Source organism: Pseudomonas sp. GD03875 (assembly GCF_029840585.1).
In the GTDB taxonomy this organism is placed as follows: Bacteria; Pseudomonadota; Gammaproteobacteria; order Pseudomonadales; family Pseudomonadaceae; genus Aquipseudomonas; species Aquipseudomonas paralcaligenes.
Genome location: NZ_JAOCCV010000039.1, coordinates 1 through 23,046 on the forward strand (window position 1 = coordinate 1; position 23,046 = coordinate 23,046).

The following is a 23,046-nucleotide window of genomic DNA, read 5'->3' on the forward strand; positions in this document are numbered from 1 at the left end:
ACCCGTTAGGACACGCTGCCGTCAGCAGATCACGTCAGCGTGGCCACCCCAGATCAATGCCGGCTTTGCTCCAGGACGCGCAACGTGCGGATATCTGACCAGAACATCTCATTCGGATATGTCTGGCCACCTGATGCACTGAAGACCATGAAATGAGGATGTTCGTAGACCCCCTGCAAAGCAAGGAATACGCCCACGATGTGAACCAGGCACCAGAGAGGTTCCGGATCATCACCCCAAGCAAGCTCAACCAAAGCGGTCTTGCCGAGAAGTAAAACCGCCTCCTGAACGCTGATCGAACATGATTTTTTTTCATTGTTGACCAGCTTTTCGGCCTGGCCCGGCGAGGCGACAAAACCAGCAAACACAAGGGTTTCAGTAGAATTTGCGACAGCCATTTTCGATCTCCTAGTGATCGAGGGTGGTTAGCTGAACCCAGGAGTTGCCGCTCCTGGGCTCAGCGATTAAACCGGACGAGACTTGAGGTAGACCCTGATCGCCTGCCGGATATGGTGCGAGACGGACGAATCATCCCTCTCAGCAAAAACCTTTAACGCCTCCAGTTGCTCAGGTGGCAGCAAAAGCGTGTAGGGAACCTTCTTCGAACGTGACTCACGAACCGGCGCTCGCTTGGCTTCATCTGGAGCAACAGATGGCTGAACCGAGACCGCAGCCGGTGCAGAACGCGCAGCCTTTGCATCACGTAAAGCTAACAGCGATTTTTTCAAATCGAACGGCTTGGCATCGCCAACGAGGCGTTTTGCATGGGTCTTCGACATGCCCTCAAACTCAACAAACAGATCAATCAGTTCGCGTCGTTCAGACGATGAAATTATGTTAGTCATGCCTATACCATATGTATGTTATACATCGATTATCCATAAAAATGGATTTCTCGCAAGGCGCTGTAGGCCCCGTATTTACTGGGCTGCGTAAGAAACATGACTTATTGACGGTTTTCACACCGGTTTATCTGACGTGTTACGTGTTACAGGGACGTCAGGCGGGCGGCGCACGGCGGCCGTTGGTCTCGCACGCTCGACCTAACGGACGTCGGGCGCCGCCCGCCTAGCAACCTGCTGACGCGCTTCGCTTGTCCCCTACCCGCTCCCAGGACAACAAGTTGCCCTGAGCCCGGGCAGGCCGATTTGCATCAGAGATTGAGGATGGCTTTGCAAGCATCCTGCAAAGCCTCAAGACGAGAGTCGAAAGCCGAACTCTCAGCATCGAAATCAGACAGCCTGCGGCGCAGATCCCGAAGCTCTGCGACCAAGTGTGAGTGACGTTCCAGGATGAAACAAACGGCATCGAGAGGGTGCCGACTGGGCGCATAGAGCTGCGCCAGTTCGACAAGGTGTAGCGGGATTTCGAGGGGGGTGGGCTTGCACATAATCGGCCCTATGTTACGCGGCGCCCGGAGGCATAGAGATTGTCCGGGCGCCGCTCAACATAAGGCCGGAGCATTATGCGAACTTACGTATTGCGTGTCAGGAAAGTCACACGCCACTTTCGAATCGGAAATTCGGTCACGCCAGGCTGACACTCAGTCAGCCCGGGTATCCAGAGTCATCACCACGCGCCCGCCCGCCGGACAGGTTTCCATGAACTGGTTGGCCGCAACGAAATCCTCGAAGGCAAAGGTCTTGGCGATGGTCGGCTTGAGCAACCTGTCCGCGGCCATCTGGTTGATGCGTACGATCGCGCGCTGCACGGCAGCCTCGTCGCGCTGCAGGCCCAGTTCGGGCTGGCCGGTGAAATCCATCACGCAATGCCGGAAGAACTGCAGGTGCTTCTTGAACGCGGCACAGGCCGGAAACGCCGCATCGTTGCCACCGTTGACGCCGTAGATGATCAGCTTGCCGCGGGTCGCGGCCACGTCGCCGAGCAGCTTCATCTGCGGGCCCGCGCACTGGTCGAGCACGACTTCGACGCCCTTGCCGTCGGTGAAGCGCTCGACTTCCAGGACCAGATCCTGTTCTTCCGTATCGATCACCTTGTCGGCGCCCAGTTCGCGCAGATAGCCACGGGTATTGCCGTCACTGGTGGCCGCCACGACCTCGGCGCCGAGCGCCTTGGCCATCTGCACCGCCTGGGGCGCCAGGCAATGGGCCGCCTCGGTGACCAGCACGCGTTGGCCCGGCTGGACCTCGGCGAGTTCGACCAGGGCGAAATACGCCAGCATGTAGGGGGTGTAGAGAACAGCGGCCTCGGCCGGCGTCAGTACGTCCGGGTAGCGAGCCAAGCCCTTGGCCGGCATCAGCACCAGGTCGCCCCAGGCCGGATACTGGTTGGTACTGAACGCGGGAAAGCTGGCCACGGCCATGCCCGGCGCGAAGTCCGTCACGCCCGGCCCGACCGCCTCGATCACGCCGGCCAGTTCGAAACCGACGCCCGCCGGCAATTGGGCAGTCTGATCAGGTGCCAGGTTCTGCCTCCACAGCACGTCTCGCCAGCCGACGCCGAGCGCTTGGGTACGCACCAGCACCTCGCCGTGGCCGGGTTTCGGAGTCGGCAGTTCCTCCAGGCGCAACACGCTGGCGTCACCGAACTGATGGAAGCGGATCATGCGGGACATCACACACCTCGCCGTAGTCTCTATGGCCACGGACTCTATACGGGCTTTCCCTCGGGCACCACCCGGACGGATTGATAGTCACCATAAACGGTGCTGATCCGCGAGCGGCGGCGGGCTTGACGTTATCTTGCCACGGCCGCACCTTTCACACACCCAAAGTGGAAGCCCGCCATGAACCGCAACGATTTGCGCCGCGTCGATCTCAACCTGTTGATCGTATTCGAGACGCTGATGTACGAGCGCAGCGTGACCCGTGCCGCGGAAAAACTCTTCCTGGGCCAGCCGGCCATCAGCGCCGCCCTCGCCCGCCTGCGCAACCTCTTCGACGACCCGCTGTTCGTGCGCACTGGCCGCAGCATGGAACCCACCGCCCGGGCCAACGAGATCTTCGCCCTCCTCTCTCCCGCGCTGGATTCGATCTCGACCGCGGTCAGCCGGGCCACCGACTTCGACCCGGCCACCAGTACCGCGGTGTTCCGCATCGGCCTGTCCGACGACGTCGAGTTCGCCCTGTTGCCACCATTGCTGCGGCGCCTGCGCGCCGAGGCGCCGGGCGTCGTGCTGGTGATCCGCCGGGCCAACTACCTGCTGATGCCCAACCTGCTGGCCTCCGGCGAAATCTCGGTAGGCGTGAGCTACACCGACGAGCTGCCCGCCAACGCCAAGCGCAAGGTGCTGCGCCGCAGCAAGCCCCGCCTGCTGCGGGCCGACAGCGTGCCCGGCGCCATCAGCCTGGACGATTTCTGCGCCAGGCCCCATGCCCTGGTTTCGTTCGCCGGAGACCTGACCGGCTTCATCGACGAGGAACTGGAGAAGCTGGAGCGCAAGCGCCGGGTGGTGCTTGCGGTGCCCCAGTTCAACGGATTGGGGACTCTGCTGGCGGGCACCGACATCGTTGCCACCGTGCCGGACTACACCGCCGCTACGCTGACCGCCGCGGGCGGTCTGCGTGCCGACGATTTGCCGTTGCCGACCCGCACCTTCGAGCTGCATATGGCCTGGCGCGGCGCGCAGGACAACGACCCGGCGGAGCGCTGGCTGCGCTCGCGCATCCAGATGTTCTGCGGCGATCCGGACAGCCTCGGCTAAAGAAGACGGGGATCGAGCCGCAGCTCCACCTCGCGGGCCGAAGCCTGGCAGTGGGCGAAACCGGAATGACGGGGGTTGAGCAGGACGTTGTATTCCAGCGGCACGATCACCGAAGGCACCACCAGACCCAGCGAGCCCAGGCTATCTAGCCAGGCGTCGCCGGCCTGCTGGGAGGTCGGCGTCAGCGGCTCGGCGTTCCATTGCTCGGGCAAGGGAAACAGACGCATCAGGCTGTCGTCCGGCACCTGGATTTCCAGCACCACGAAATCCTCCAGCGCCTGCTCGTCCTTGAGGTGAACCAGCACCTCTAGGATGGCCAGGGAAATGCTGGTCGCGCAGTACACGGCGCGCCGCCCGACGCTGTTCCAGCGGCCACCGTACAGCTCCGCGCCCAGGCCGCTCCAGCAACTGTCGAGATGGCGACGCCGGCAGATGCGATAGAGCTTCACATGAACACGCCGTGTTCCAGACGATGGATCAGCGCCAGGACTTCCCGGGTGCCGAGTTCGGTGCGCAGGTACTCGACGGGCGTCTGTCCGCCCAGCGCCCGCTCGGCGCTGTTGAGCCAGCGGGAAGCCGCCTCGGCGTTGCCGCCGAACAGCTGCAGCGCCGCGTCGTAGATGGTCAGCAGACTGACTAGGCGATCGCTCTCCTCCCGCTGCAGGCGGCCGCTCTCGCGGCGCCTGGCCAGGGTGCGTTCGCTCAGGTTGAGGCTGCGCAGGATCTGCGCTGGCGCCAGGTGCGAGATACGAGCGAAGCGCTCGATCAGCGCGTGATTCATGCCCTTCTCTATCTCGCGTTGCAGCAGCCTGACGTCGGTGGGAAGGCCGAGAAGGCTCCAGATCGAGCCGTCGCGGGGCGGCGGCGGCTGGAAGCGCGGCATTTCGGCCAGAGCAGCTACGATAGCCATGGAGAACTCCTTCTGTCAGATGGCATTAAAATATATGCCATATGGCAATCATACTGCCTGGCGCCGCCCTCGCCAACACCACAACCACGCCCTGCTTTGATGAACCAAAATCACGCGCATTGATAATTGAATTTGTGGCGTTCGATTCGTGCCTTCAAATTCCGCGCCGCAGACTCCGCCCATCCACAAATCCGACTGGCGGAGTCAAACATGGAACAGTCACGCAATCTCTCCTGGCGCTTCCCCCTGGCCCTCGCGGCCATGCTGGTGCTGAGCGCCTGCGGCAAGGGCGAGGAAGTCGGCCAGCAGCCCTCGGCCGCCAAGGTCAGCGTCGCCGAAGTGATCGAACAGCCGATCAACGAATGGGACGAGTTCACCGGTCGCCTGGAGGCGCCGGAATCGGTCGAGGTGAGGCCGCGCGTCTCCGGCTACATCGACCACGTCGCCTTCGACGAAGGCAGCCTGGTGAAGAAAGGCCAGCTGCTGTTCCAGATCGATCCACGCCCGTTCGAGGCCGAGGTCAAGCGCCTGCAGGCCCAACTGCAACAGGCCCGCGCCGGCCAGACCCGAGCCATCAACGAAGCCCGTCGCGGCGAGCGCCTGCGCCAGAGCAACGCGATTTCCGCCGAACTGGCCGATGCCCGCGCCAGCGCCGCGACCGAAGCCCAGGCCGCCGTCGCCGCCATCCAGGCCGAGCTGGAGAACGCCCAGCTCAACCTCAGCTTCACCCGCGTTGCCTCGCCGATCGACGGCCGCGTCAGCCGTGCCGAAATCACAGAGGGTAACCTGGTCAACGCCGGCCAGTCGCTGCTGACCTCGGTGGTTTCCACCGACAAGGTCTACGCCTACTTCGACGCCGACGAGCGCGTGTTCCTCAAGTACATCGAGCTGGCCCGCAAGGCCGGCGGCGACGCCCGTGGCGCCAGCCCGGTGTACCTCGGCCTGTCCAGCGAGAGCGGCCATCCGCACGCCGGCCAGCTGGACTTCCTCGACAATCAGGTCAACCCGCGCACCGGTACCATCCGTGGCCGCGCCGTGTTCGACAACAGCAAGGGCGAGTTCACCCCCGGTCTCTACGCCCGCCTCAAGCTGGTCGGCAGCAGCACATACCCGGCCGCGCTGATCAAGGACGACGCAGTCGGCACCGATCTCGGCAAGAAATTCGTCCTGGTGCTCGGCGAGAACAACACCGTGGACTACCGCGCCATCGAGCTCGGCCCGAAGCTGGAGGGCCTGCGTATCGTCCGCACCGGTCTGGCCAAGGGCGAGAAGATCGTGGTCAACGGCCTGCAGCGCGCCATGCCCGGTGCCACCGTCGAGCCGCAGGCCGTGCCGATGGCCGACGAGGCCACCCTCGCCCAGCTGGCGAGCCTGCGCCAGGCGGTCGACAACCGCGATGCACCGCGCGTGGCGGAAAAGAACACCACCCTGCCCCGCTCGCCGCGTAGCTGAGCCAGACGTAGGGCGGGCAATGCCCGCGCCTCACCGAACCCGCGGGTTTCACCCGCCCTGCGAATGACCCAAGCCTGGCGCGCATGACGCGCCAAGTTCGAGGACTCCATGAACTTCTCCCAGTTCTTCATCAAGCGGCCGATCTTCGCCGCCGTGCTATCCCTGCTGGTGCTGATCGCCGGCGCGATCTCGCTGTTCCAGCTGCCGATCAGCGAATACCCGGAAGTGGTGCCACCCACCGTGGTGGTGCGCGCCAACTTCCCCGGTGCCAACCCCAAGGTGATCGGCGAAACCGTCGCCTCGCCGCTGGAGCAGGCCATCGTCGGCGTGGAGGGCATGCTCTACCTGTCCTCCCAGTCGACCAACGACGGCAAGCTGACCCTGACCATCACCTTCGCTCTCGGCACCGACCTGGACAACGCCCAGGTGCAGGTGCAGAACCGCGTGACCCGTACCATGCCGACCCTGCCCACCGAGGTGCAGCGGCTTGGCGTGACCGTGGACAAGGCCTCCCCCGACCTGACCATGGTGGTCCACCTGACCTCGCCGGACCAGCGCTACGACATGCTCTACCTGTCCAACTACGCCGCGCTCAACGTCAAGGACGAGCTGGCGCGGCTGGACGGCGTGGGCGACGTGCAGCTGTTCGGCATGGGCAACTACTCGCTGCGCGTGTGGCTCGACCCGAACAAGGTGGCCTCGCGCAACCTCACCGCCACCGACGTGGTCAACGCCATCCGCGAGCAGAACCGCCAGGTCGCCGCAGGTGCCCTCGGTGCGCCGCCCTCGGATGCCGGCAACAGCTTCCAGCTGTCGATCAACACCCAGGGCCGCCTGGTCAGCGAGGAAGAGTTCGAGAACATCATCATCCGCGCCGGCGACGACGGCGAGATCACCCGCCTCAAGGACATCGCCCGCATCGAACTGGGCTCCAGCCAGTACGCCCTGCGCTCGCTGCTGAACAACCAGCCGGCCGTGGCCATCCCGGTGTTCCAGCGCCCGGGCTCCAACGCCATCGAGATTTCCGACTCGGTGCGCGAGCGCATGGCCGAGCTGAAGCAGGCCTTCCCCCAGGGCATGGACTACGAAATCGTCTACGACCCGACCATCTTCGTGCGCGGCTCCATCGAGGCGGTGGTGCACACCCTGCTCGAAGCCATTGTGCTGGTGGTACTGGTGGTGATCCTGTTCCTGCAGACCTGGCGTGCCTCCATCATCCCGCTGGCCGCCGTGCCGGTGTCGCTGATCGGTACCTTTGCCGTGATGCACCTGTTCGGCTTCTCGCTCAACGCCCTGTCGCTGTTCGGCCTGGTGCTGGCCATCGGCATCGTGGTGGACGACGCCATCGTCGTGGTGGAGAACGTCGAGCGCAACATCGGCCTCGGCAAGTCGCCCATCGACGCCACCCGCCAGGCCATGAAGGAAGTGACCGGCCCCATCGTCGCCACCGCCCTCGTGCTGTGTGCCGTGTTCGTGCCGACCGCGTTCATTTCCGGCCTCACCGGGCAGTTCTACCAGCAGTTCGCGCTGACCATCGCCATCTCGACCGTGATCTCGGCGTTCAACTCGCTGACCCTATCGCCGGCCCTGGCCGCCGTGCTGCTGAAGGATCACCACGCGCCGAAGGACCGTTTCTCCCGCGTGCTCGACAAGCTGTTCGGCGGCTGGCTGTTCAACCCCTTCAACCGCTTCTTCGACCGCGCCAGCCATGGCTACGTCGGCACCGTGAAGCGCGTGCTGCGCGGCAGTTCGATCGCCCTGCTGGTCTACGGCGGCCTGCTGGCGCTCGGCTACCTGGGCTTCTCCAGCACCCCGAGCGGTTTCGTGCCGCAGCAGGACAAGCAATACCTGGTCGCCTTCGCCCAGCTGCCGGATGCCGCCACCCTCGACCGTACCGAGGACGTGATCAAGCGCATGTCGGAAATCGCCGGCAAGCATCCGGGCGTGGAGAACACCGTGGCCTTCCCGGGCCTGTCGATCAACGGTTTCACCAACAGCCCGAACAGCGGCATCGTGTTCACCCCGCTCAAACCGTTCGACGAGCGCAAGGCCCCGTCGATGTCGGCCGCCGCCATCGCCGCCGAACTGAATGCCCAGTTCGCCGACATCCAGGATGCCTACATCGCCATCTTCCCGCCGCCACCCGTGCAGGGCCTCGGCACCATAGGCGGCTTCCGCCTGCAGGTGGAGGACCGTGGCAGCCTGGGCTACGAGGAGCTGTACAAGCAGACCCAGAACGTCATCGCCAAGGCGCGCCAGCTGCCCGAACTGGACCCGATGTCGATCTTCACCAGCTACCAGGTCAACGTGCCCCAGGTGGATGCGGCCATCGACCGCGAGAAGGCCAAGACCCACGGCGTGGCCATCAGCGACATCTTCGACACCATGCAGGTGTACCTGGGCTCGCTGTACGCCAACGACTTCAACCGCTTCGGCCGCACCTACCAAGTCAACGTCCAGGCCGACCAGCAGTTCCGCCTGGAGCCGGAGCAGATCGGTCAGCTCAAGGTGCGCAACAACCGTGGCGAGATGATCCCGTTGTCGACCTTCGTCAAGGTGGAAAACAGCGCCGGTCCGGATCGGGTGATGCACTACAACGGCTTCCTCACCGCCGAGATCAACGGCGCGGCAGCGCCCGGCTACAGCTCCGGCCAGGCCGAGGCGGCCATCGCCAAGCTGCTCAAGGAGGAACTGCCCAATGGCATGACCTACGAATGGACCGAGCTGACCTACCAGCAGATCCTCGCCGGCAACACCGCGATCTTCATCTTCCCGCTCTGCGTGCTGCTGGCCTTCCTGGTGCTGGCCGCCCAGTACGAAAGCTGGAGTCTGCCGCTGGCGGTGATCCTGATCGTGCCGACCGTGCTGTTCTCCGCCATCGTCGGGGTGATCCTGGCCGGCGGCGACAACAACGTGTTCACCCAGATCGGCCTGATCGTGCTGGTGGGCCTGGCGTGCAAGAACGCCATCCTCATCGTCGAATTCGCCAAGGAGAAGCAGGAAGAAGGCCTGGATCGCGTCGCCGCGGTGCTGGAAGCCTGCCGACTGCGTCTGCGCCCGATCCTGATGACTTCCATCGCCTTCATCATGGGCGTGGTGCCCCTGGTGCTCTCCAGCGGCGCCGGTGCCGAGATGCGCCATGCCATGGGCGTGGCGGTGTTCAGCGGGATGATCGGCGTGACCTTCTTCGGCCTGTTGCTGACCCCGGTGTTCTACGTGCTGATCCGCGCCTTCGTGGAGAAGCGCGAAGCGCGCAAGGCCAACCAGATCGCCCATGAGGTGCATGCATGAAGCCGTTGATTCCCGCCCTGCTCGCCCTCGCGGTCAGCGCCTGCGCCGTCGGCCCGGACTACCAGGCGCCGGATACCCGGCCAGCGCAGATCGCCAGCCTGGAAGCCGGAAACTATGACCGCACAGGCTTCGAATCGGCCTGGTGGCAACAGTTCGACGACCCTACCCTGAGCCAGCTGGTGCAACAGTCGCTCAAGGAAAACCGCGAGCTGCGCGTGGCCTTCGCCCGCCTGCGCGCCGCCCGCGCCATCCGTGACGATGTCGGCAACGACCAGATGCCGGTGATCACCAGCCGCGCCAGTGGCGAGTTCGGCAAGGCCCAGCAACCGCCGACCACTGAGGAGCGCGTGCGCCAGGAACGCTACGACCTCGGCCTGGACATGGCCTGGGAACTGGACCTGTTCGGCCGCATCCAGCGCACCATCGAAGCCAGCGATGCGCAGAGCGAAGCCGCCGAGGCCGAGCTGTACCAGTTGCAGGTCAGCCTGATCGCCGAACTGGTGGACGCCTACGGCAACCTGCGCGGCGCCCAGCTCAGGGAGCGGATTGCGCGCGACAACCTGAAGAACCAGCAGGAGTCGCGCGGCCTCACCGAGCAGCTGCGCGACGCCGGCGTGGGCAGCGAGCTGGACGTGCTGCGCGCCGACGCCCGCCTGGCCGCCACCGAGGCCAGCCTGCCGCAACTGCAGGCCGAGGAAGCGCGGGCCCGCCATCGCATCGCCACCCTCCTCGGCCAGCGCCCGGAACAGCTCAGCGTGGACCTGTCGCCCCGGCCGCTGCCGGTGATCGCCAAGGCCCTGCCGATCGGCGACCCGGCCGAGCTGCTGCGCCGCCGCCCCGATGTGCGGGTGGCCGAGCGCCAGCTGGCCGCCGCCACCGCCAACGTCGGGGTGGCGACGGCGGACCTGTTCCCTCGGGTGAGTCTGTCCGGCTTCCTCGGCTTTACCGCCGGTCGCGGTTCGCAGCTCGGCGCCGCCGATGCGCGGGCCTGGGGCGTGGCACCAACCATCAGCTGGGCCGCGTTCGACCTGGGCAGCGTGCGGGCCCGCCTGCGCGGCGCCGAAGCCGAGGCCGACGGCGCGCTGGCCCAGTACGAGCAACAGGTACTGCTGGCCCTGGAAGAGTCGGAAAACGCCTTCAGCGACTACGCCAAGCGCCAGCAGCGCCTGGTCTCGCTGGTCCGCCAGTCCGAGGCCAGCCGCGCGGCGGCAGCCCAGGCCGCGGTGCGCTATCGCGAAGGCACCGAGGACTTCCTGGTGCTGCTCGACGCCGAGCGCGAACGCCTGGCCGCCGAAGACGCCCAAGCCCAGGCCGAAGTCGAGCTGTATCGCGGCATCGTCGCCATCTACAAGGCGCTCGGCGGCGGCTGGCAGCCCAGCGCCTGATCCATCGAGCCCGTCCGCCACGGCGGGGGCATGATCCTCCTGGGCCGACACCGCCCTTTGTCGGCCATTGCGCATCCCCACGGTTCAGCTCCTATCCGTGGGGATTTTTTTATCTTCAGACATCTCCAGCGCGCGAGTACCTGACTCCGCCTCCACCGAAGCCCGCGCGAGGATCATAGCCGGCCCATACCTCACCCCAGCCATATAGGCCGGGCGCCCAGCCGCGTACGGCCAGCCACTTGCGCAGTGCCTTGGCGCGACGACGCTCCTTGTGCTCGGACCATTCATCCCAGCCACGGCCATAGGCGCTTTCGTCATCGTGGAACAGTACGCACTCCACCAGCGCACCCTGGTGGAAGGCCAGCTCGATGCCCAGCCGGAAATCTCCGTCCAGCCACGGTTCGAGCCGGTACCAGACCCAGCCCGGCCCGTTCTTGCGCCGATGCAGAATCAAGCCCCCATGGCTTCCCACCAGAAACGACTCCTCCAGGCCTGGCGCAATATGCAGACCCGCCGGGTGCAGCAATTCGAAGACCTTATTCACTCGCCCAAGGCTCCGGATGAATCGCATCGGCGCCCACGGGCACGCCGTCGGCAGCAACGGCATAGCGGCTGGGAGCTTCGGGGCAGTGAGTCGTATCCATGTGACGCTCGAATCCATGGCGGTTCTATATGATGGGACGGCTATTCCCTTGCGACCAGCCTGGGAACGATCAAGCGCCCTGCTCACCCCTGGAAACCGCCATGCCGATCATGCCCACCGCCGTCCGCCAGCTCATCGACCAGGCCATCGTGCCGGGTAGCATGTCCCTGCCCCGCCACTACCCGCGGCCGGACGACTGGGATGGCTGGCAGATCGGCTTCCGCCGCCACGGCCTAACCGGCGAAAGTCTGGTCGGCACCGCGCCGGGCGCCTGGCAGCCCGGGTGGTATGTGATCGCGCTGAACGGCTTCGACGATCCGTTCTTCATCGACCTCGACGAAGAAGCGCAAGGCTTTCCCGTCTACTACGCGCCCCATGGCGCCGGACGCTGGGACGCCGAGTGGGTCGCCTCCAGCCTGCAGCACTTCGCCGAGATACTGGCCACTCTGCGCGATATTGCCGCAGACGAGACGGCGGCGCAGAACTACCTAGAGCGTGAGGTCGGCCTGGCCGGCGAACTGTGGCCCGAAGTGCTTGAGCACTACCGATCTGCAGCGTTGGTGGAACATGAAGATGTGTCCCTCGAAGCACCACCCGGTGATGAGATCTGGCAGCACGGAGCCCTGATCATCACCCGCATCGGGCCACAGAAGATGAAGGTCGTCCAGTTCCTCCGGCAGGCACTGGAGCTGTCGCCGCAGGAAGCACTGACGCTGGCGGGGCAGCAGAGCATCCCCGTGGCGCAGGGCTACCTAGTGCGCCTGCAGCGAACCCAGGTCCATCTGCAAGGGCTGGGCGCCACGGTGGAGTTCCGTCCGGACAGCCCGGCGCTGAGAACTTTCCAGCGCGACACGTTCCTTCGCATCGAGGAGCTGATCGACTGCGTCAAGGCACAGCAGGAGCGTGAACTGGCCTACGACCTGTATACGGCGGAGGCCGACGCCTTTGATCCTAGAGACGCGGTATTCCTCGCCGGCCCCGTGCAAGTGGCTGCAAATGGCGAAGAGGCATACCCGGACTCGGTCACCCGCCGGGGGCTACGGTTCTCCTACTCCGGCGAGCAGTTCCAGGACGTCGTCGACCTCGCCATCCAGCAAAAACCCGACGCCAGCCACGCCGAAATCATCCGCGCGCTCAACCACTACAGCGAGCACGACGACTTCCTCGATATCGGTGAATGACCTCAGCGCTGGTGGCTCCAGCGGCCTTACAGCCAGCGCCTGGCACATCCACCGCTCGGACAGGCCAGACAACCGAAAAAGTCCCCAAAACGAAAAAGGCCAGCTCATCTCTGAACTGGCCTAAGTCGTGGAGTTATTTGGTCGGGACGGAGTGATTCGAACACTCGACCCCTTGCACCCCATGCGCTTATTTTATAGATCCCCATAGATCGTACCGGACACTATCGGAAAGGCTAAACCCTAGTAAATACGCGCCTTAGAGGCTACTCTTTCATCCAATAGCATCCGATACCGTCCACCACCAGCCAAGCATTTTGGTGGCACAAAAGTGGCACAAAATTCGGGCGCGAGGAATTTTACTAGGGGTAGAGAGTGTCCAAGGTAACGATCAAGCAATTGGAGGCACTGACAGCGCAAGATGACGGCAAGGTCTTCCGTGAGGATGGAGGACTGGTTGCTGAGGTGCGTGTCGGAGTCCGCGGGATCACAGTTCAGTTCAGCTATGAATTCAAGCTGGATGGAGCGCGCACCAGGAAGCGCTTGGGTAGTTGGCCGAAGAAAAGCTTGGCGCAAATTCGGTCTGAGCGAGACGAAGCCCGGGTACTTGTCACAAAAGGATTGCACCCCACTCTTGCAGCAAAAGCAGCACGGATCGAAGCGCAAGCGGCAATCGCCACCACTATTGCTGAAGCAGAGCGTGAAGCCGCAGAAAACAAGACAGTGGCCGATCTGTTTGATGACTGGATACGTGACGGCGTCTCCCGCCAGGACGGCAATGCTGAGCTGATCCGCAGCTTCAAGAAGGACGTCCTGCCACTGATTGGCAAGAAACCGCTGCGCAACCTGAGCGAGAAGGATCTGCTAGCAGTCCTGCGCTCTGTCAAATCTCGCGGCCTCAATCGCACCGTCGTTATCCGCAGCAAGGACATCGGCCAGATGCTGCGCTGGGCCGAGAAACGAAAGCCATGGCGTGGCCTGATGGCTGACGGCAATCCGGCCGACCTGATAGACGTCAACAAGCTGCTGGACCATGACTACGAAGAACAGCGTGATCGACTGCTCTCCCCTGATGAGATTCGAGAACTGCGCGACATCCTCGAACGCCTGGAGAAAGACTACGAAGATCTTCCTGCTGGCCAGAAGTATTCCGGCATTCGACCGGTTAACACGCGTGTCCAGTGCGCGCTGTGGATTTGCCTGAGCACGCTCTGCCGAATCGGCGAGCTGCTTAAAGCCGAATGGCGCTACGTGGACCTGGAGAAAGGCACCTGGTTCATCCCGGCAGAAGCCACCAAGGGCCATAAAGGAAAGCGCCAGGATCACCACGTGTTCCTGTCAGCTTTTTCCATCACACAGTTCAAACGCCTGCAGAAAGAAACCGGCGAAACGCCGTTCTGCTTCCCCAGCAAAGACAATCAAAGCCACGTCGACACCAAGACCGTCAGCAAGCTCATCGGAGACCGCCAGTGTCGATTCAAGAACCGCAGCAAGCCACTGGCTGGCCGGCATCATGATGACTCACTGGTGCTGAGTAATGGTGCGAAAGGGGAATGGACGCCGCATGATCTCCGCCGAACCGGCGCAACCATGATGCAGGAGCTGGGAGTGACACTTGAGATCATCGACCGCTGCCAAAACCACCTGCTGGGCGGCTCAAAGGTTCGCCGTCATTATCTGCACCATGATTATGCCAAGGAAAAAAGCGAGGCATGGCGGTTGTTGGGCGAGAAGCTGGAGTCGATCCTTACAGGTAGCCCAGTAGCTGCTGTCGAGCCTCAGTAGCCAGCTTCTTTTTGATGGCGAAAGGCCAAGACATAAGCTGTGTCATCTGCGCGCTCATAGCGATACAGGGCGACGTAACCTGAGTCCCCAAACTCGATGATGAGCTCTCGCAGCTCAGGCAGATCTGGAAATGGGCGCCCTACTTCCGGACTTTCCTCCAATCGAGCGAATTGGCGCTCGATTGCCAGTGCAGCGCGGCGCGCGACCTGCGGATCTTTATCGGAGAGGAATCGCCGGCAACGCTCCAAACCCTTCGCCGCGCCTTCAGTGACAATCAGTCGTGGCACTTGGGAAGCTCTGCCTCAGCATCTGTACCCCAGCTACCAAGCCAGGTGCGAGCCTCTTGGCCGGTCAAATGCCTACCGGTTTCCTGATACGCAGCCCAAGATGCCAGCGCTTCTTGTTTGAAGCTCTCGCGGGCCTCCTCACGCTCGACGTACTGGGTGATCGCCTCACGCATGATCCAGTGAGATGAACGCTGCCGCAAACCAGCCAAATGCTGAATGCGACCTTTCAGCTCGTCGTCAATTTTGATGGAAGTGGCCATGGTTAGCCCTCCGTTATCTAAAGGTATTACCTTTTAATAAGGTAGCAGAGAAAAAACTGTGCTGTCCATGAATACGCCGATGGGCATAGCGCCGGATGGTCCAATCCAAGCTGGAGCATCTGCTTACAGGTCTTCCAGGGACACTTGAATGGATTTTTCAGCTGCCCGAGCCTTCGCCAATGTAGCCAGCTCGAAATCGTCCAGACGTTCCAGTATTTGCTTGTACAGCTCTGCTGGCACTAGATATGCCATAACACGATCTTGGTCGAGCAAGGCTACAGGGGCACCTGCGGCTTCAGCCAAAATGCGGGATGGGTTTTTCTTCAGCTCAGAAATGCTGACTGCTGCCTGAGAGAAGATCTTTTGCATAGAAAGCCTCTTTGTCCCTATTGCCCGAGGGTTGCAGGACGAATCTGGATGAGAGATCACTACCCCGGATGAGCTTGAAGCCCACACGGCCTTTCAAATATAGATAGGCCAGACTTTTATTTGTTAACTGGGCCGGACACTGATGTCGGAATGGGCAGAGTTCTGCACGAGAAAAAATGACCATCCACAGCCAGCAACAAAGCAGCCGGTAGCAACAGGCAGAAACCGGCCGATTCTGTTGAAAAACTCCCTCGGCGATTTTCTTCGCCGAAAGTGCACGGCTGAGGCTGAAATCTGAATCGTTGCGCTGGTCGAGTTGCTCTGGATTTCGCGTAGAAGCGCTCGATTTGTACATTTTTCCGGCTACGAGCAAGCAGCTCTGTCGCACATCGAGTTTTTCAACAGAATCGGCCAGAAGCAGTCACTAGCTGAGAAGGCACACGCCCCTTCTCGCAAGCCTTGCTTGAGGCCGGAAGCATGGCCTATTCAATGTCGTTCGCCTTGCGCATCTGAAATGCGCTCGCGGAGCCTGTTCCAGTGTGGTTTGAGCTGCTTCTTGATCGATGGGGCGTTCATGATTCTGGCTGCCCGGTAGCCATAAGAAATGAAATTCCTTCGGCCCAGGTAGGAGTAACGCTTGTACAGCTTCTTCAGGAACATCGAACGGGGCAGCTGGCCTCTGGAAATTCGCTTGGCGTTGACCTTATCCATGCATTGTTCCGCCATCCAAATGCCTTTCCTCACACGATCCTGGTAGCGAGCCAGTGACGATGAACGCAGGTAGATGTTGGTCCCGTCGAAGATAAAGCCCAGGTATTGCAGAGGTCGGTCAGATCTCAAGCCCTTAGCCGAGAGCTTAAATTTGCAGGTCTCCGTCTTGGAGGCCTGGATCTCCAGGCCTATCGCATTGACCCGTTGGTCGACTAGGGCTTTGGCCTCCGCCTCCTTCTCCAGCGGCACAATTAGCAGCACATCATCGCAATACCGGTAATAGGCACCGCCGCAGGTTTGGAGATAGGTGTGGATCTGCTCATCGAAGCCCATCATGTACACGTTGGACAGTAGGGCGCTGATAGGGGAGCCCTGAGGGATACCCTTTTTATCCTTGTTGGTTTCGATCAGGCCGCCATCACGCACCTTGGTCCGGAACTCATGGGGCTCGCATATTCGCTTGCGGCCTTGTTTTGAGGTGTTCTTGGAGAGCCCCAGCTTCTCGTAGACTTGGTCCCTGTAGACGAACGAGAACTTGGTGAGGGATCGATACACCGCGTAATGGTCGTCGGACAACTGGCTGGTGCCTAGTAGCGTCTGCCAGGCACTTTTGAGATGCGCATGATCTAGGTTGTCAAAGAAACCTTTGATGTCGATGGCGATGACGCAGCAGGAGTCTCGCGTCGCGATATCTAGGAACGCCTCGCGAGCAAAATTGATATTGCTTTTGCCAAGGGCCCGAAACGCCAGAATGGCGGGGGACCACTGCACCTTAGCCAGATGGTCCTCGTAGGCCTGGTTCAGCAGTTCGCAGTAGTAGGAATAAATGTGGCTGTCGACATGCGCAGCGTAAGAAATGGGCCGTTCTTTGGGGTCTTTTTTGACCACCTTCCCTATACTTTTGTCGAAAAACACTTTCTGTGTTTGTGCGACATAGCGAATAAAGGGATAAAAGGCATGCTTAGCAACAGTCTTAGGGCTTGAGACTATCTCTAGCGCCGCAGCCTGGTTGATCGGGCGATCAAAGTGCAGATAGCCCCGAGATTTGTACCAATTTTCTGGCATCAGCGTACATCCATGTTCGAGCCAACCGGCCAGGCATAGGATGGCGGCAATCCTCAGCCGCCTGGCCGGATAAACTCAAATGCTCCTCACATCATCCAATCGGTGTTGGTCACCCAGTTCCGATTTCGCCGCGATTGCTAGGATCGACGTATAGTGTCAGCGTCACACTTGGAGTACCTATGAAGATAAGTATCCGAGGGCTGCTGGCCGCATTGCTGGTCACCCTGGGTTGTTACACCTGGGATGCCGCCTTGGGGCTTGACAGCTTGTGATGCACCTTCGGATCTATACCCGAAGCCCTTGCAGGCTAGCATAAATCTGGCTGAATCAGCCCCCCATCCTCGATGGAGCTCATCAGAATCACTGCTGTGCCAGTTCCGGTAGGGGACATCCACTAAGGGCTGCTCGCCACAGAGTATGATCCCGGCTAGCGGCCTGACCGAGCCCCAAGATCGACCGCACCGAAGGTGATCATGACGGTGGAGAAAAGACATGGGCCCCAAGCAAGTGACTATCGAAGACTGGGACGGCGATGGCGCTATCCGCATGCCGGATGAAGCCCTTCAGGAGCTAGGCGTCGACGTTGGCGACACTCTCTATGTGATCGAGGAGTACGTCGGCAATGCCCGGTGCCTTGTACTCAGCAATACACCACAGATCCCGGATCGTACCGATGAGCTGGTCGCCCACTGGAATCGAGATGGCGACGAATAGCGCCGATCACAGCAGGCAGCTTTCGCCTGTAGATTCAACCGGTCGACGCAATCAGGGACAACCAATACCAGTCGGAGTGAAGGCAGCATCCCCGCTCACTGACCTGATGCTACCTTGAAAGCCATTCACACCTGGAGTACTAGCTGGACACTAAATCACGCAAATTACTGATAATCTGGGCAGCTGCTTGCTCTGGCGATTGCTCTCGAAGTATTGCCAAAGCTTGTACAGTTTTCGGAATGTCTGTGACAGGCCTGATTGACCGTCCCTCGCTCTGCACGAACGGGCCATCGGTCTCTGTGAGAATTCGACCAGGAGGCAGTGAGGCAACTAAATTTCGATGTTTAGCTGAGGTCAGCATCTGAGAATTGATCGAAAAATAGCATCCAAGCTCCACAGCCCTTCTAGCCTCACTAGCGGAGCCAGTGAACCAGTGAAGCACAACTGTTCCGCGGTCGCGCGGAAGCAGGCGTTCGATATGTGACAGAACTTTTCCCACACTGCGTACGCTGTGGACAGTGAGGATCTTCCCGCCCTGCTCCGAGCAAGCCTCCAGCACCCTCTTAAACACACGCTCCTGGGCCTCAAAGCTTCGATAGAACTGGGGCCCGGCATCAAGCCCCACCTCTCCAACGTATCGAGTCTCCTCAAGGAGGCGCTCTAGGAGCGGCAGCTCCGATTCACGCTCTGCCACCAGTTGGGGATGTAACCCCAATGCCACCCGGACATGTCGAGAGGATGCCGCAAGTTCACGATTGCGCCGCCATGCTTTCGGTGTCGTGGTCACGGCCAAGGTAGCGACCTCTGCCTGATCGCACTCCAATATGAGGCGCTCATGATCAGGATAAAGGTCGAGATGGCAGTGGAAATCCACCCATTTTGGAATCGGGCTTTTTTGCGGCTTCATAGAGGTATAGCTGTGACACCCTTGAGATAGTCGTCGACCTCCAGCAGCCCATTCCGATAGACCTGCTCGAAGTCCCCTAAACGGTCAGGGTGATCGATCAACGGCCCCGGCTCATGAATTGCGAACTTGGCTCGGTGAGGCGCACGCTTGAGACGCGCGATGGCGAGCTGGAAGGAACGCACATGTTCGCCGTCAGACTTGTTAGTGTCCAGCGCTTGCGCATGCAGATCTGGGATGACATATCGGGTCTGATCGGGGCCACACCCACGGAGAATCGCTGCCCGCCTGATGATGCAGGGGACGCAGAACCCACAGTGCTTGGGGGATCGATTCGAGGGATCAGGATGGTACCTAGCCTTTCCAGGCGAGGAGCATGACATAGTCAGATGCACATGATCCGCTAGGAACGCAGGGTCAGAGCACTGCTCTGCCATTTGCCCCTTTGTCAGATGGCTGAACATGTTGAACAGCCTCGTGCTAAGGCCCAAACGCCCAAAGAGCTCATTCACCCGCGCCATGTAGTATGGATGCGTCGTGCGCGTGCTACATGCACCCAGGCGGCGTGGGTCTAAGGGGACGTTCAGAGATATCAAGCCATTTTCAGGCACATGAATGGTGATCGAATCGCCGATAGCTTCCGCAGCCATGGCCGCCAGCGCGAAGAACAGGAATGAGCGCGCTCGAAGTGTATCTTCACTACCCCCACCTTCCACGAGATCGTGCGGGAACCCCACACGGGCCTGGACGTGGTTGATCGATATCTCGGAAAACCTTTCCTGCAGCGCTGCCCGGCAGTCGTTCTGATAGGTGCTGGTGCTGTTGGTGTCCCAGTAATGGCTCACAAGCAATGGCTTGCCGCCGCCACTGAGTAGATCGATCGCCCCGATGAAGCTGTCCATCCCCCCTGAGAACAGGCAGACGCTATCCGACTCATCTGTTCTCAAGCTCTCCGGAGCGGGAGATAGCTCATCGATATCCAAGGGCCGCTCGCGGAAGACCAGGCGCCAGCGATCACCAGTGAGGAATTTCAATGTCGAGGCCAGCATGTCAGACGATGCTTTCCATAGTGCTGGATCTGCGACGGGGACGTAGAGGTCGATCTCTCTCGTCCAGGAGTTCTCTGATTCAGTGTCTCGTGAGATTCTGGTGTCCGCTGCGGTAAGGGTCGCTGCCAGCAGTGCCAAGTCTACGGCGGTCTCTCCTGGGGTCAGACCCAGATCAGCCAATTGCTCAATGGCTTGGCCAATCCCGTACTGCAATCGCCCGTGTCCGTCGAGGAACTGGATGTCGGTGATGACACTGCCAGGCTGCAGTAGCGCTAGATCCTGGTCATCCGTTTCGCCAAGCCGACAGATGATGCTGTGGTGCCTCATTCCAGCCCCTCCGCTGCAGTCGCGATAAGATCGAACGCCGCTTCATAGATCGCAGAGGTGACTTGATTGACCTCTTGATCTGTGGGAGCCGGCCATTGCTCAAGCCGATTGGCGAGCTGGCCCCGTGTACAGCCTGTGATGAAGGAACTCAGCTGAGATTGGATGCGCTCAACTGCATCCACATCATCCGGCATGGTGATCCCCCGGCCGCCCAAGTCCGCCATGATCATGCTCTCAATCGAGTTCGCTACGAAATCGAGGAAGAAGTTCTGCCGATCAGTTTGAGTCATATCCTCGAAGCTACCACTGCCTGCCTCGTCCAGTTCCGCGATCGTGTTCAGTGCAGCCTGGCGAGCAACACCTTCGTCAATGGCACCGCCAGGCGGGCAAATGAACTCAAGCAGCGAGAGCAGCACCTGAGAGGCCGGTTGCCCTGGCGCTACGGTGAGCTGCAACCGCCGCAGTGTTTCCGCGGCCCCGTTGCGCTGAACATCTCCGAAGATACTGAGCAACTTTGCCGCAGCAGCGCGGGATGTCCCCATGCGGCGCGCGCCTCTCGACGATCCTCCTACGCCTTTACGCACATATGAAGACAGGGCATTCCCCAAATCGCTGGGGCTTCCAGTGCGGGCGAACCGAGTGAAGCTGCTGCGAGCCCCCCGAAGTGAGCCAGTGCCGTCATTGTTTACTGGCCCTGACGGAGCTGAGCCTGGCTGAGATGGCGTAGAACCGGGCTGAGATGGATTAGATTGGCCTGGCCCGTTCGGTTGAGCGGCCGGAGCAGCTGGTTGTGCGACATCATCAATCCAGGAGGGCACCAAGCCGGAGCTCGGGCCTCCATATCCTTTGGAGGTACCCATATCAATCCTTATGATTTCCCGCTTAATTCAAGTACGCGCTTGGCTGCCTTTTGAAGCGTCTCGTTCTCAATCTGCTGACTCCAGCCCCTCAAAATTCCCTCAAGCCCCTGGATGGCATTTGTATCCTTAAGGCACTCATGCCATGGGGCGGGAGCCCACATGCCAAGCTTGGGCGTGGGCAGCGATCGGACGAACTCTATTAGGCGTTTCTGCAGCGCGGGGCGCTGTTTGACAAGTTCGATCAAGCCCGCAACGCCTTTGGGTTGATTCGAATAATCATCTGCTTGGATTATCCGATCACGGAGTGCATCAAAAACATTCTCGGCATCAATTTCAGCTAATGCCACGATGTCCTTCTTCGTGGCCGCTTGCCGGACCTGCAATGGCGGGCCCATTAGCTTATCGACGAGCGCCTCAAGATGGCTCACTGCGACTTGCCCCATCAAGGAGCTGCGTTTGTCTCGAGTCACGAAGATGTAGGGACGCAGATCAACGCCGGTCAGCACGGGATCGATCGCCGCCCAATTGCTGATCCAATCGCTCTTCTCCCAATCGTTCACATCGCCAGAGTTGGCCACTGCCTTGAGCTTCCCAGAGCCTTTCCCCTCACCCGGCTCTGAGTCGGATCCCTTGGACTTCTTAGCCCGCTTTTCCAGCTCCGCGATGGCAGGTACCGTACCGTCCGCATCCAGGCTCGCGATCCGGGCCAACTGCTCGTAAAAGTCTGGGTGAAAACGCTCCGCCAGCATGATTTTCGCAAGTATTGGACGCCGGATATCCTCAGCAAACCCACGAGCCTCGGCGATGGCGTAGCGCAGCATCATGGAGTTCAGGAAGCGTTTGATCTGCCGGGGGTTGCCCCGAGTACCCTCGCTCAAGATCCGGGCCAGCAAGGCGCTGGTATCCAATGCTTCCTGGGCAAAGTCGGGAAGCGGGCTGCCGAAAGCGCCAGCTACGGCTTTGCGGTCGAGGCCGGTGCTCTTCCAGGGACGGAGCATGTCCTGTTGAGCGGTATTCAAGAGCTTCTTGAATCGATCATCATCCGTTTTGACGAAGCTCTCCAGCTGAAGCAGCGTGATGTAACTCCGGGTCTCTGCCAGCCCCAGCGCCGGGATGCGGAATGGTACTTGAATGAGTTTTTCAAGGTAGTTGCGCGCATAGGTCACCGGCCCCGCACCCTGTGGCAGGTCTGGGAAGTGCTCGCGCACTGCGTATTCAATCATCGCCTCATCGGCACCGACCACGAACGCCGTCCGGTTTACGAAGAGGAAGAGACGGATAGCCTCAAGCGTGGCGATGGCAGTCTTGGGCAGGCATCGATCAAGGTCATCAACGATAACTACTAGTTGGTCTATGTCTGCGGCCGTTAAGAGTTCTTCGAACTCGGCCCGGAACTTATGCATGTGCTCGGGAAGCTGCTCAGAATCTGTTTCAGCATCCTTAATGAAACCCCCGGCCTTCTCCGCAAGGCCCGTGAGGCTTTCAATGCTCAGATGGTCACCCGGGTTCTGCACGAAGGCGGAAATGGACTCCACTGCCCCTTTGAGCTGGTCAATACTGGGAATGCCGGTCAACGCGGTGAGCCCTAGCCCTCCAGCATGCTTGGCTAGCTTGAACCAATCAACGCGCCGCAACACTTTTTTTGCAGCATCAGCGACCTTTGTAGAGTTAGGGCGAGCGCGGCGTAATTCATCGACAATCGTCTGGATGACGACAGTCTTTGCATCCTCGAAACCTTCGAATGTCCAGCCGTTGAACCAGATGCAGCAGACGCGATCATCAGAATTGAGGATCTGCTGTGTCATCTTCAGAACGCTGGATTTACCGGCACCCCAGTCGCCGTGAACGCCAATGGTGACCGGTGCCCCCCGTGATTCTCGAAGTAGACGTTCTACTGTTTTAGCGATGGGGGTGTAGTACAGCAGGTCAGTAGCCGTTTCCTGGTCGTTCAAGAACATGCAAAGAACTCCCTTCCTAGCATTTGAGATCTACCCATTGAAGTAAATTCAGCGCTGGAAGACAGCTGTTTTCACATCACCTGACGGGCATACATAGATGCCACGAGTAGGCCAAAGCCAGCGCACTGCTGTCAATGCACCAAGCTGATGTGGCCGCGCTCGCTGTGTCTCGTACGGTGCGGCATCACGCTGAATGCCTCCTGCTGTTGTAGACACTCAATGAGCGCTTTTGGC

The 23,046-nt window shown here is 60.8% G+C and carries 21 protein-coding genes; 7 read left to right on the forward strand and 14 right to left on the reverse strand.

The features are described from left to right. Nucleotides 1-53 precede the first annotated feature (53 nt). The 3 genes from N5D30_RS23130 to N5D30_RS23140 all read right to left on the reverse strand — a co-directional run bounded on the left by N5D30_RS23130 (nucleotide 54) and on the right by N5D30_RS23140 (nucleotide 2,575). The gene (locus tag N5D30_RS23130) at nucleotides 54-398 is read right to left on the reverse strand and encodes a hypothetical protein (protein ID WP_279910877.1); all 345 of its coding nucleotides are present in this window, start codon (nucleotides 396-398) and stop codon (nucleotides 54-56) included. 66 nt (nucleotides 399-464) lie between these two features. Next, nucleotides 465-845, reverse strand: coding sequence for a ribbon-helix-helix protein, CopG family (locus N5D30_RS23135; protein ID WP_279910878.1), 381 nt, complete (start codon nucleotides 843-845; stop codon nucleotides 465-467). Between the two features lie 698 nt (nucleotides 846-1,543). Beyond that, on the reverse strand, nucleotides 1,544-2,575 hold the full coding sequence (locus N5D30_RS23140; RefSeq protein ID WP_279910879.1) for a zinc-dependent alcohol dehydrogenase family protein: 1,032 nt from the start codon (nucleotides 2,573-2,575) through the stop codon (nucleotides 1,544-1,546). Nucleotides 2,576-2,746: 171 nt separating this feature from the next. Between N5D30_RS23140 and N5D30_RS23145 the strand changes: the two genes are divergently transcribed. Next, nucleotides 2,747-3,664, forward strand: a complete 918-nt coding sequence (locus N5D30_RS23145; protein ID WP_279902407.1) for a LysR family transcriptional regulator — start codon at nucleotides 2,747-2,749, stop codon at nucleotides 3,662-3,664. Here the strand turns inward: N5D30_RS23145 and N5D30_RS23150 are convergent. Further along, nucleotides 3,661-4,113 (reverse strand): RES family NAD+ phosphorylase, encoded by a 453-nt coding sequence (locus tag N5D30_RS23150; protein ID WP_279910880.1) that lies wholly within the window; start codon nucleotides 4,111-4,113, stop codon nucleotides 3,661-3,663. The genes N5D30_RS23145 and N5D30_RS23150 overlap by 4 nt on opposite strands. Continuing rightward, nucleotides 4,110-4,574 (reverse strand): antitoxin Xre/MbcA/ParS toxin-binding domain-containing protein, encoded by a 465-nt coding sequence (locus tag N5D30_RS23155; RefSeq protein ID WP_220814156.1) that lies wholly within the window; start codon nucleotides 4,572-4,574, stop codon nucleotides 4,110-4,112. The genes N5D30_RS23150 and N5D30_RS23155 overlap by 4 nt, the downstream gene beginning before the upstream one ends. A 210-nt stretch (nucleotides 4,575-4,784) precedes the next feature. Between N5D30_RS23155 and mexE the strand changes: the two genes are divergently transcribed. The 3 genes from mexE to N5D30_RS23170 all read left to right on the forward strand — a co-directional run bounded on the left by mexE (nucleotide 4,785) and on the right by N5D30_RS23170 (nucleotide 10,702). Beyond that, on the forward strand, nucleotides 4,785-6,026 hold the full coding sequence (mexE, locus tag N5D30_RS23160; protein WP_279910881.1) for a multidrug efflux RND transporter periplasmic adaptor subunit MexE: 1,242 nt from the start codon (nucleotides 4,785-4,787) through the stop codon (nucleotides 6,024-6,026). Nucleotides 6,027-6,134: 108 nt separating this feature from the next. Next, nucleotides 6,135-9,317, forward strand: a complete 3,183-nt coding sequence (locus N5D30_RS23165) for an efflux RND transporter permease subunit (RefSeq protein WP_279910882.1) — start codon at nucleotides 6,135-6,137, stop codon at nucleotides 9,315-9,317. Beyond that, entirely contained in the window at nucleotides 9,314-10,702 is a 1,389-nt protein-coding gene (locus N5D30_RS23170) for a TolC family protein (protein ID WP_279910883.1), read from the forward strand. The genes N5D30_RS23165 and N5D30_RS23170 overlap by 4 nt, the downstream gene beginning before the upstream one ends. 115 nt (nucleotides 10,703-10,817) lie before the next feature. Here N5D30_RS23170 and N5D30_RS23175 read toward each other — a convergent pair whose 3' ends face one another. Further along, nucleotides 10,818-11,246 (reverse strand): hypothetical protein, encoded by a 429-nt coding sequence (locus N5D30_RS23175; RefSeq protein ID WP_279910884.1) that lies wholly within the window; start codon nucleotides 11,244-11,246, stop codon nucleotides 10,818-10,820. 200 nt (nucleotides 11,247-11,446) lie between these two features. On the opposite strand from N5D30_RS23175, the gene N5D30_RS23180 reads away from it, so the two are divergent. Together N5D30_RS23180 and N5D30_RS23185 are read left to right on the forward strand one after the other, a co-directional pair. Then, a complete protein-coding gene (locus N5D30_RS23180) occupies nucleotides 11,447-12,526 on the forward strand; it encodes a hypothetical protein (protein WP_279910885.1) in 1,080 nt (359 codons plus the stop codon). Nucleotides 12,527-12,898: 372 nt separating this feature from the next. Beyond that, a complete protein-coding gene (locus N5D30_RS23185; RefSeq protein WP_279910886.1) occupies nucleotides 12,899-14,308 on the forward strand; it encodes a site-specific integrase in 1,410 nt (469 codons plus the stop codon). Here N5D30_RS23185 and N5D30_RS23190 read toward each other — a convergent pair. From N5D30_RS23190 to drt2, 4 genes are all read right to left on the reverse strand, one after another. Beyond that, nucleotides 14,302-14,595 (reverse strand): type II toxin-antitoxin system RelE/ParE family toxin, encoded by a 294-nt coding sequence (locus N5D30_RS23190; protein WP_279910887.1) that lies wholly within the window; start codon nucleotides 14,593-14,595, stop codon nucleotides 14,302-14,304. The two genes, N5D30_RS23185 and N5D30_RS23190, sit on opposite strands and share 7 nt — an antisense overlap. Beyond that, on the reverse strand, nucleotides 14,583-14,855 hold the full coding sequence (locus tag N5D30_RS23195) for a CopG family ribbon-helix-helix protein (protein WP_003155922.1): 273 nt from the start codon (nucleotides 14,853-14,855) through the stop codon (nucleotides 14,583-14,585). Before N5D30_RS23195 ends, N5D30_RS23190 begins: the two co-directional genes overlap by 13 nt. Nucleotides 14,856-14,978: 123 nt before the next feature. Further along, complete coding sequence (locus N5D30_RS23200; RefSeq protein WP_279910888.1) at nucleotides 14,979-15,224, reverse strand: type II toxin-antitoxin system Phd/YefM family antitoxin; 246 nt, start codon at nucleotides 15,222-15,224, stop codon at nucleotides 14,979-14,981. Between the two features lie 486 nt (nucleotides 15,225-15,710). Then, nucleotides 15,711-17,000: an antiviral reverse transcriptase Drt2 gene (gene drt2 / locus N5D30_RS23205; protein ID WP_279910889.1), complete on the reverse strand. Its 1,290-nt coding sequence runs from the start codon at nucleotides 16,998-17,000 to the stop codon at nucleotides 15,711-15,713. A 492-nt stretch (nucleotides 17,001-17,492) separates the two neighbouring features. On the opposite strand from drt2, the gene N5D30_RS23210 reads away from it, so the two are divergent. After that, nucleotides 17,493-17,714 (forward strand): AbrB/MazE/SpoVT family DNA-binding domain-containing protein, encoded by a 222-nt coding sequence (locus N5D30_RS23210; RefSeq protein WP_279910890.1) that lies wholly within the window; start codon nucleotides 17,493-17,495, stop codon nucleotides 17,712-17,714. A gap of 139 nt (nucleotides 17,715-17,853) precedes the next feature. Here N5D30_RS23210 and qatD read toward each other — a convergent pair whose 3' ends face one another. From qatD to qatA, 4 genes are read right to left on the reverse strand one after another with little or no spacing between them, the layout of a single operon-like run. Then, nucleotides 17,854-18,621, reverse strand: a complete 768-nt coding sequence (gene qatD / locus N5D30_RS23215; protein ID WP_279910891.1) for a Qat anti-phage system TatD family nuclease QatD — start codon at nucleotides 18,619-18,621, stop codon at nucleotides 17,854-17,856. After that, nucleotides 18,618-19,994, reverse strand: a complete 1,377-nt coding sequence (gene qatC, locus N5D30_RS23220) for a Qat anti-phage system QueC-like protein QatC (RefSeq protein WP_279910892.1) — start codon at nucleotides 19,992-19,994, stop codon at nucleotides 18,618-18,620. The genes qatD and qatC overlap by 4 nt, the downstream gene beginning before the upstream one ends. Then, the gene (gene qatB / locus N5D30_RS26130) at nucleotides 19,991-20,854 is read right to left on the reverse strand and encodes a Qat anti-phage system associated protein QatB (protein ID WP_347881211.1); all 864 of its coding nucleotides are present in this window, start codon (nucleotides 20,852-20,854) and stop codon (nucleotides 19,991-19,993) included. The genes qatC and qatB overlap by 4 nt, the downstream gene beginning before the upstream one ends. Nucleotides 20,855-20,862: 8 nt before the next feature. Continuing rightward, on the reverse strand, nucleotides 20,863-22,812 hold the full coding sequence (gene qatA, locus N5D30_RS23230; RefSeq protein WP_279910894.1) for a Qat anti-phage system ATPase QatA: 1,950 nt from the start codon (nucleotides 22,810-22,812) through the stop codon (nucleotides 20,863-20,865). Nucleotides 22,813-23,046: the final 234 nt, after the last annotated feature.

Bases quoted from the DNA above. Each gene is read 5' to 3' on its own strand.
- N5D30_RS23130 (WP_279910877.1), bottom strand. From the start codon at position 398: ATGGCTGTCGCAAATTCTACTGAAACCCTTGTGTTTGCTGGTTTTGTC.
- N5D30_RS23135 (WP_279910878.1), bottom strand. From the start codon at position 845: ATGACTAACATAATTTCATCGTCTGAACGACGCGAACTGATTGATCTG.
- N5D30_RS23140 (WP_279910879.1), bottom strand. From the start codon at position 2,575: ATGTCCCGCATGATCCGCTTCCATCAGTTCGGTGACGCCAGCGTGTTG.
- N5D30_RS23145 (WP_279902407.1), top strand. From the start codon at position 2,747: ATGAACCGCAACGATTTGCGCCGCGTCGATCTCAACCTGTTGATCGTA.
- N5D30_RS23155 (WP_220814156.1), bottom strand. From the start codon at position 4,574: ATGGCTATCGTAGCTGCTCTGGCCGAAATGCCGCGCTTCCAGCCGCCG.
- mexE (WP_279910881.1), top strand. From the start codon at position 4,785: ATGGAACAGTCACGCAATCTCTCCTGGCGCTTCCCCCTGGCCCTCGCG.
- N5D30_RS23165 (WP_279910882.1), top strand. From the start codon at position 6,135: ATGAACTTCTCCCAGTTCTTCATCAAGCGGCCGATCTTCGCCGCCGTG.
- N5D30_RS23170 (WP_279910883.1), top strand. From the start codon at position 9,314: ATGAAGCCGTTGATTCCCGCCCTGCTCGCCCTCGCGGTCAGCGCCTGC.
- N5D30_RS23180 (WP_279910885.1), top strand. From the start codon at position 11,447: ATGCCGATCATGCCCACCGCCGTCCGCCAGCTCATCGACCAGGCCATC.
- N5D30_RS23195 (WP_003155922.1), bottom strand. From the start codon at position 14,855: ATGGCCACTTCCATCAAAATTGACGACGAGCTGAAAGGTCGCATTCAG.
- N5D30_RS23200 (WP_279910888.1), bottom strand. From the start codon at position 15,224: ATGCAAAAGATCTTCTCTCAGGCAGCAGTCAGCATTTCTGAGCTGAAG.
- drt2 (WP_279910889.1), bottom strand. From the start codon at position 17,000: ATGCCAGAAAATTGGTACAAATCTCGGGGCTATCTGCACTTTGATCGC.
- N5D30_RS23210 (WP_279910890.1), top strand. From the start codon at position 17,493: ATGGGCCCCAAGCAAGTGACTATCGAAGACTGGGACGGCGATGGCGCT.
- qatD (WP_279910891.1), bottom strand. From the start codon at position 18,621: ATGAAGCCGCAAAAAAGCCCGATTCCAAAATGGGTGGATTTCCACTGC.
- qatC (WP_279910892.1), bottom strand. From the start codon at position 19,994: ATGAGGCACCACAGCATCATCTGTCGGCTTGGCGAAACGGATGACCAG.
- qatB (WP_347881211.1), bottom strand. From the start codon at position 20,854: ATGGGTACCTCCAAAGGATATGGAGGCCCGAGCTCCGGCTTGGTGCCC.
- qatA (WP_279910894.1), bottom strand. From the start codon at position 22,812: ATGTTCTTGAACGACCAGGAAACGGCTACTGACCTGCTGTACTACACC.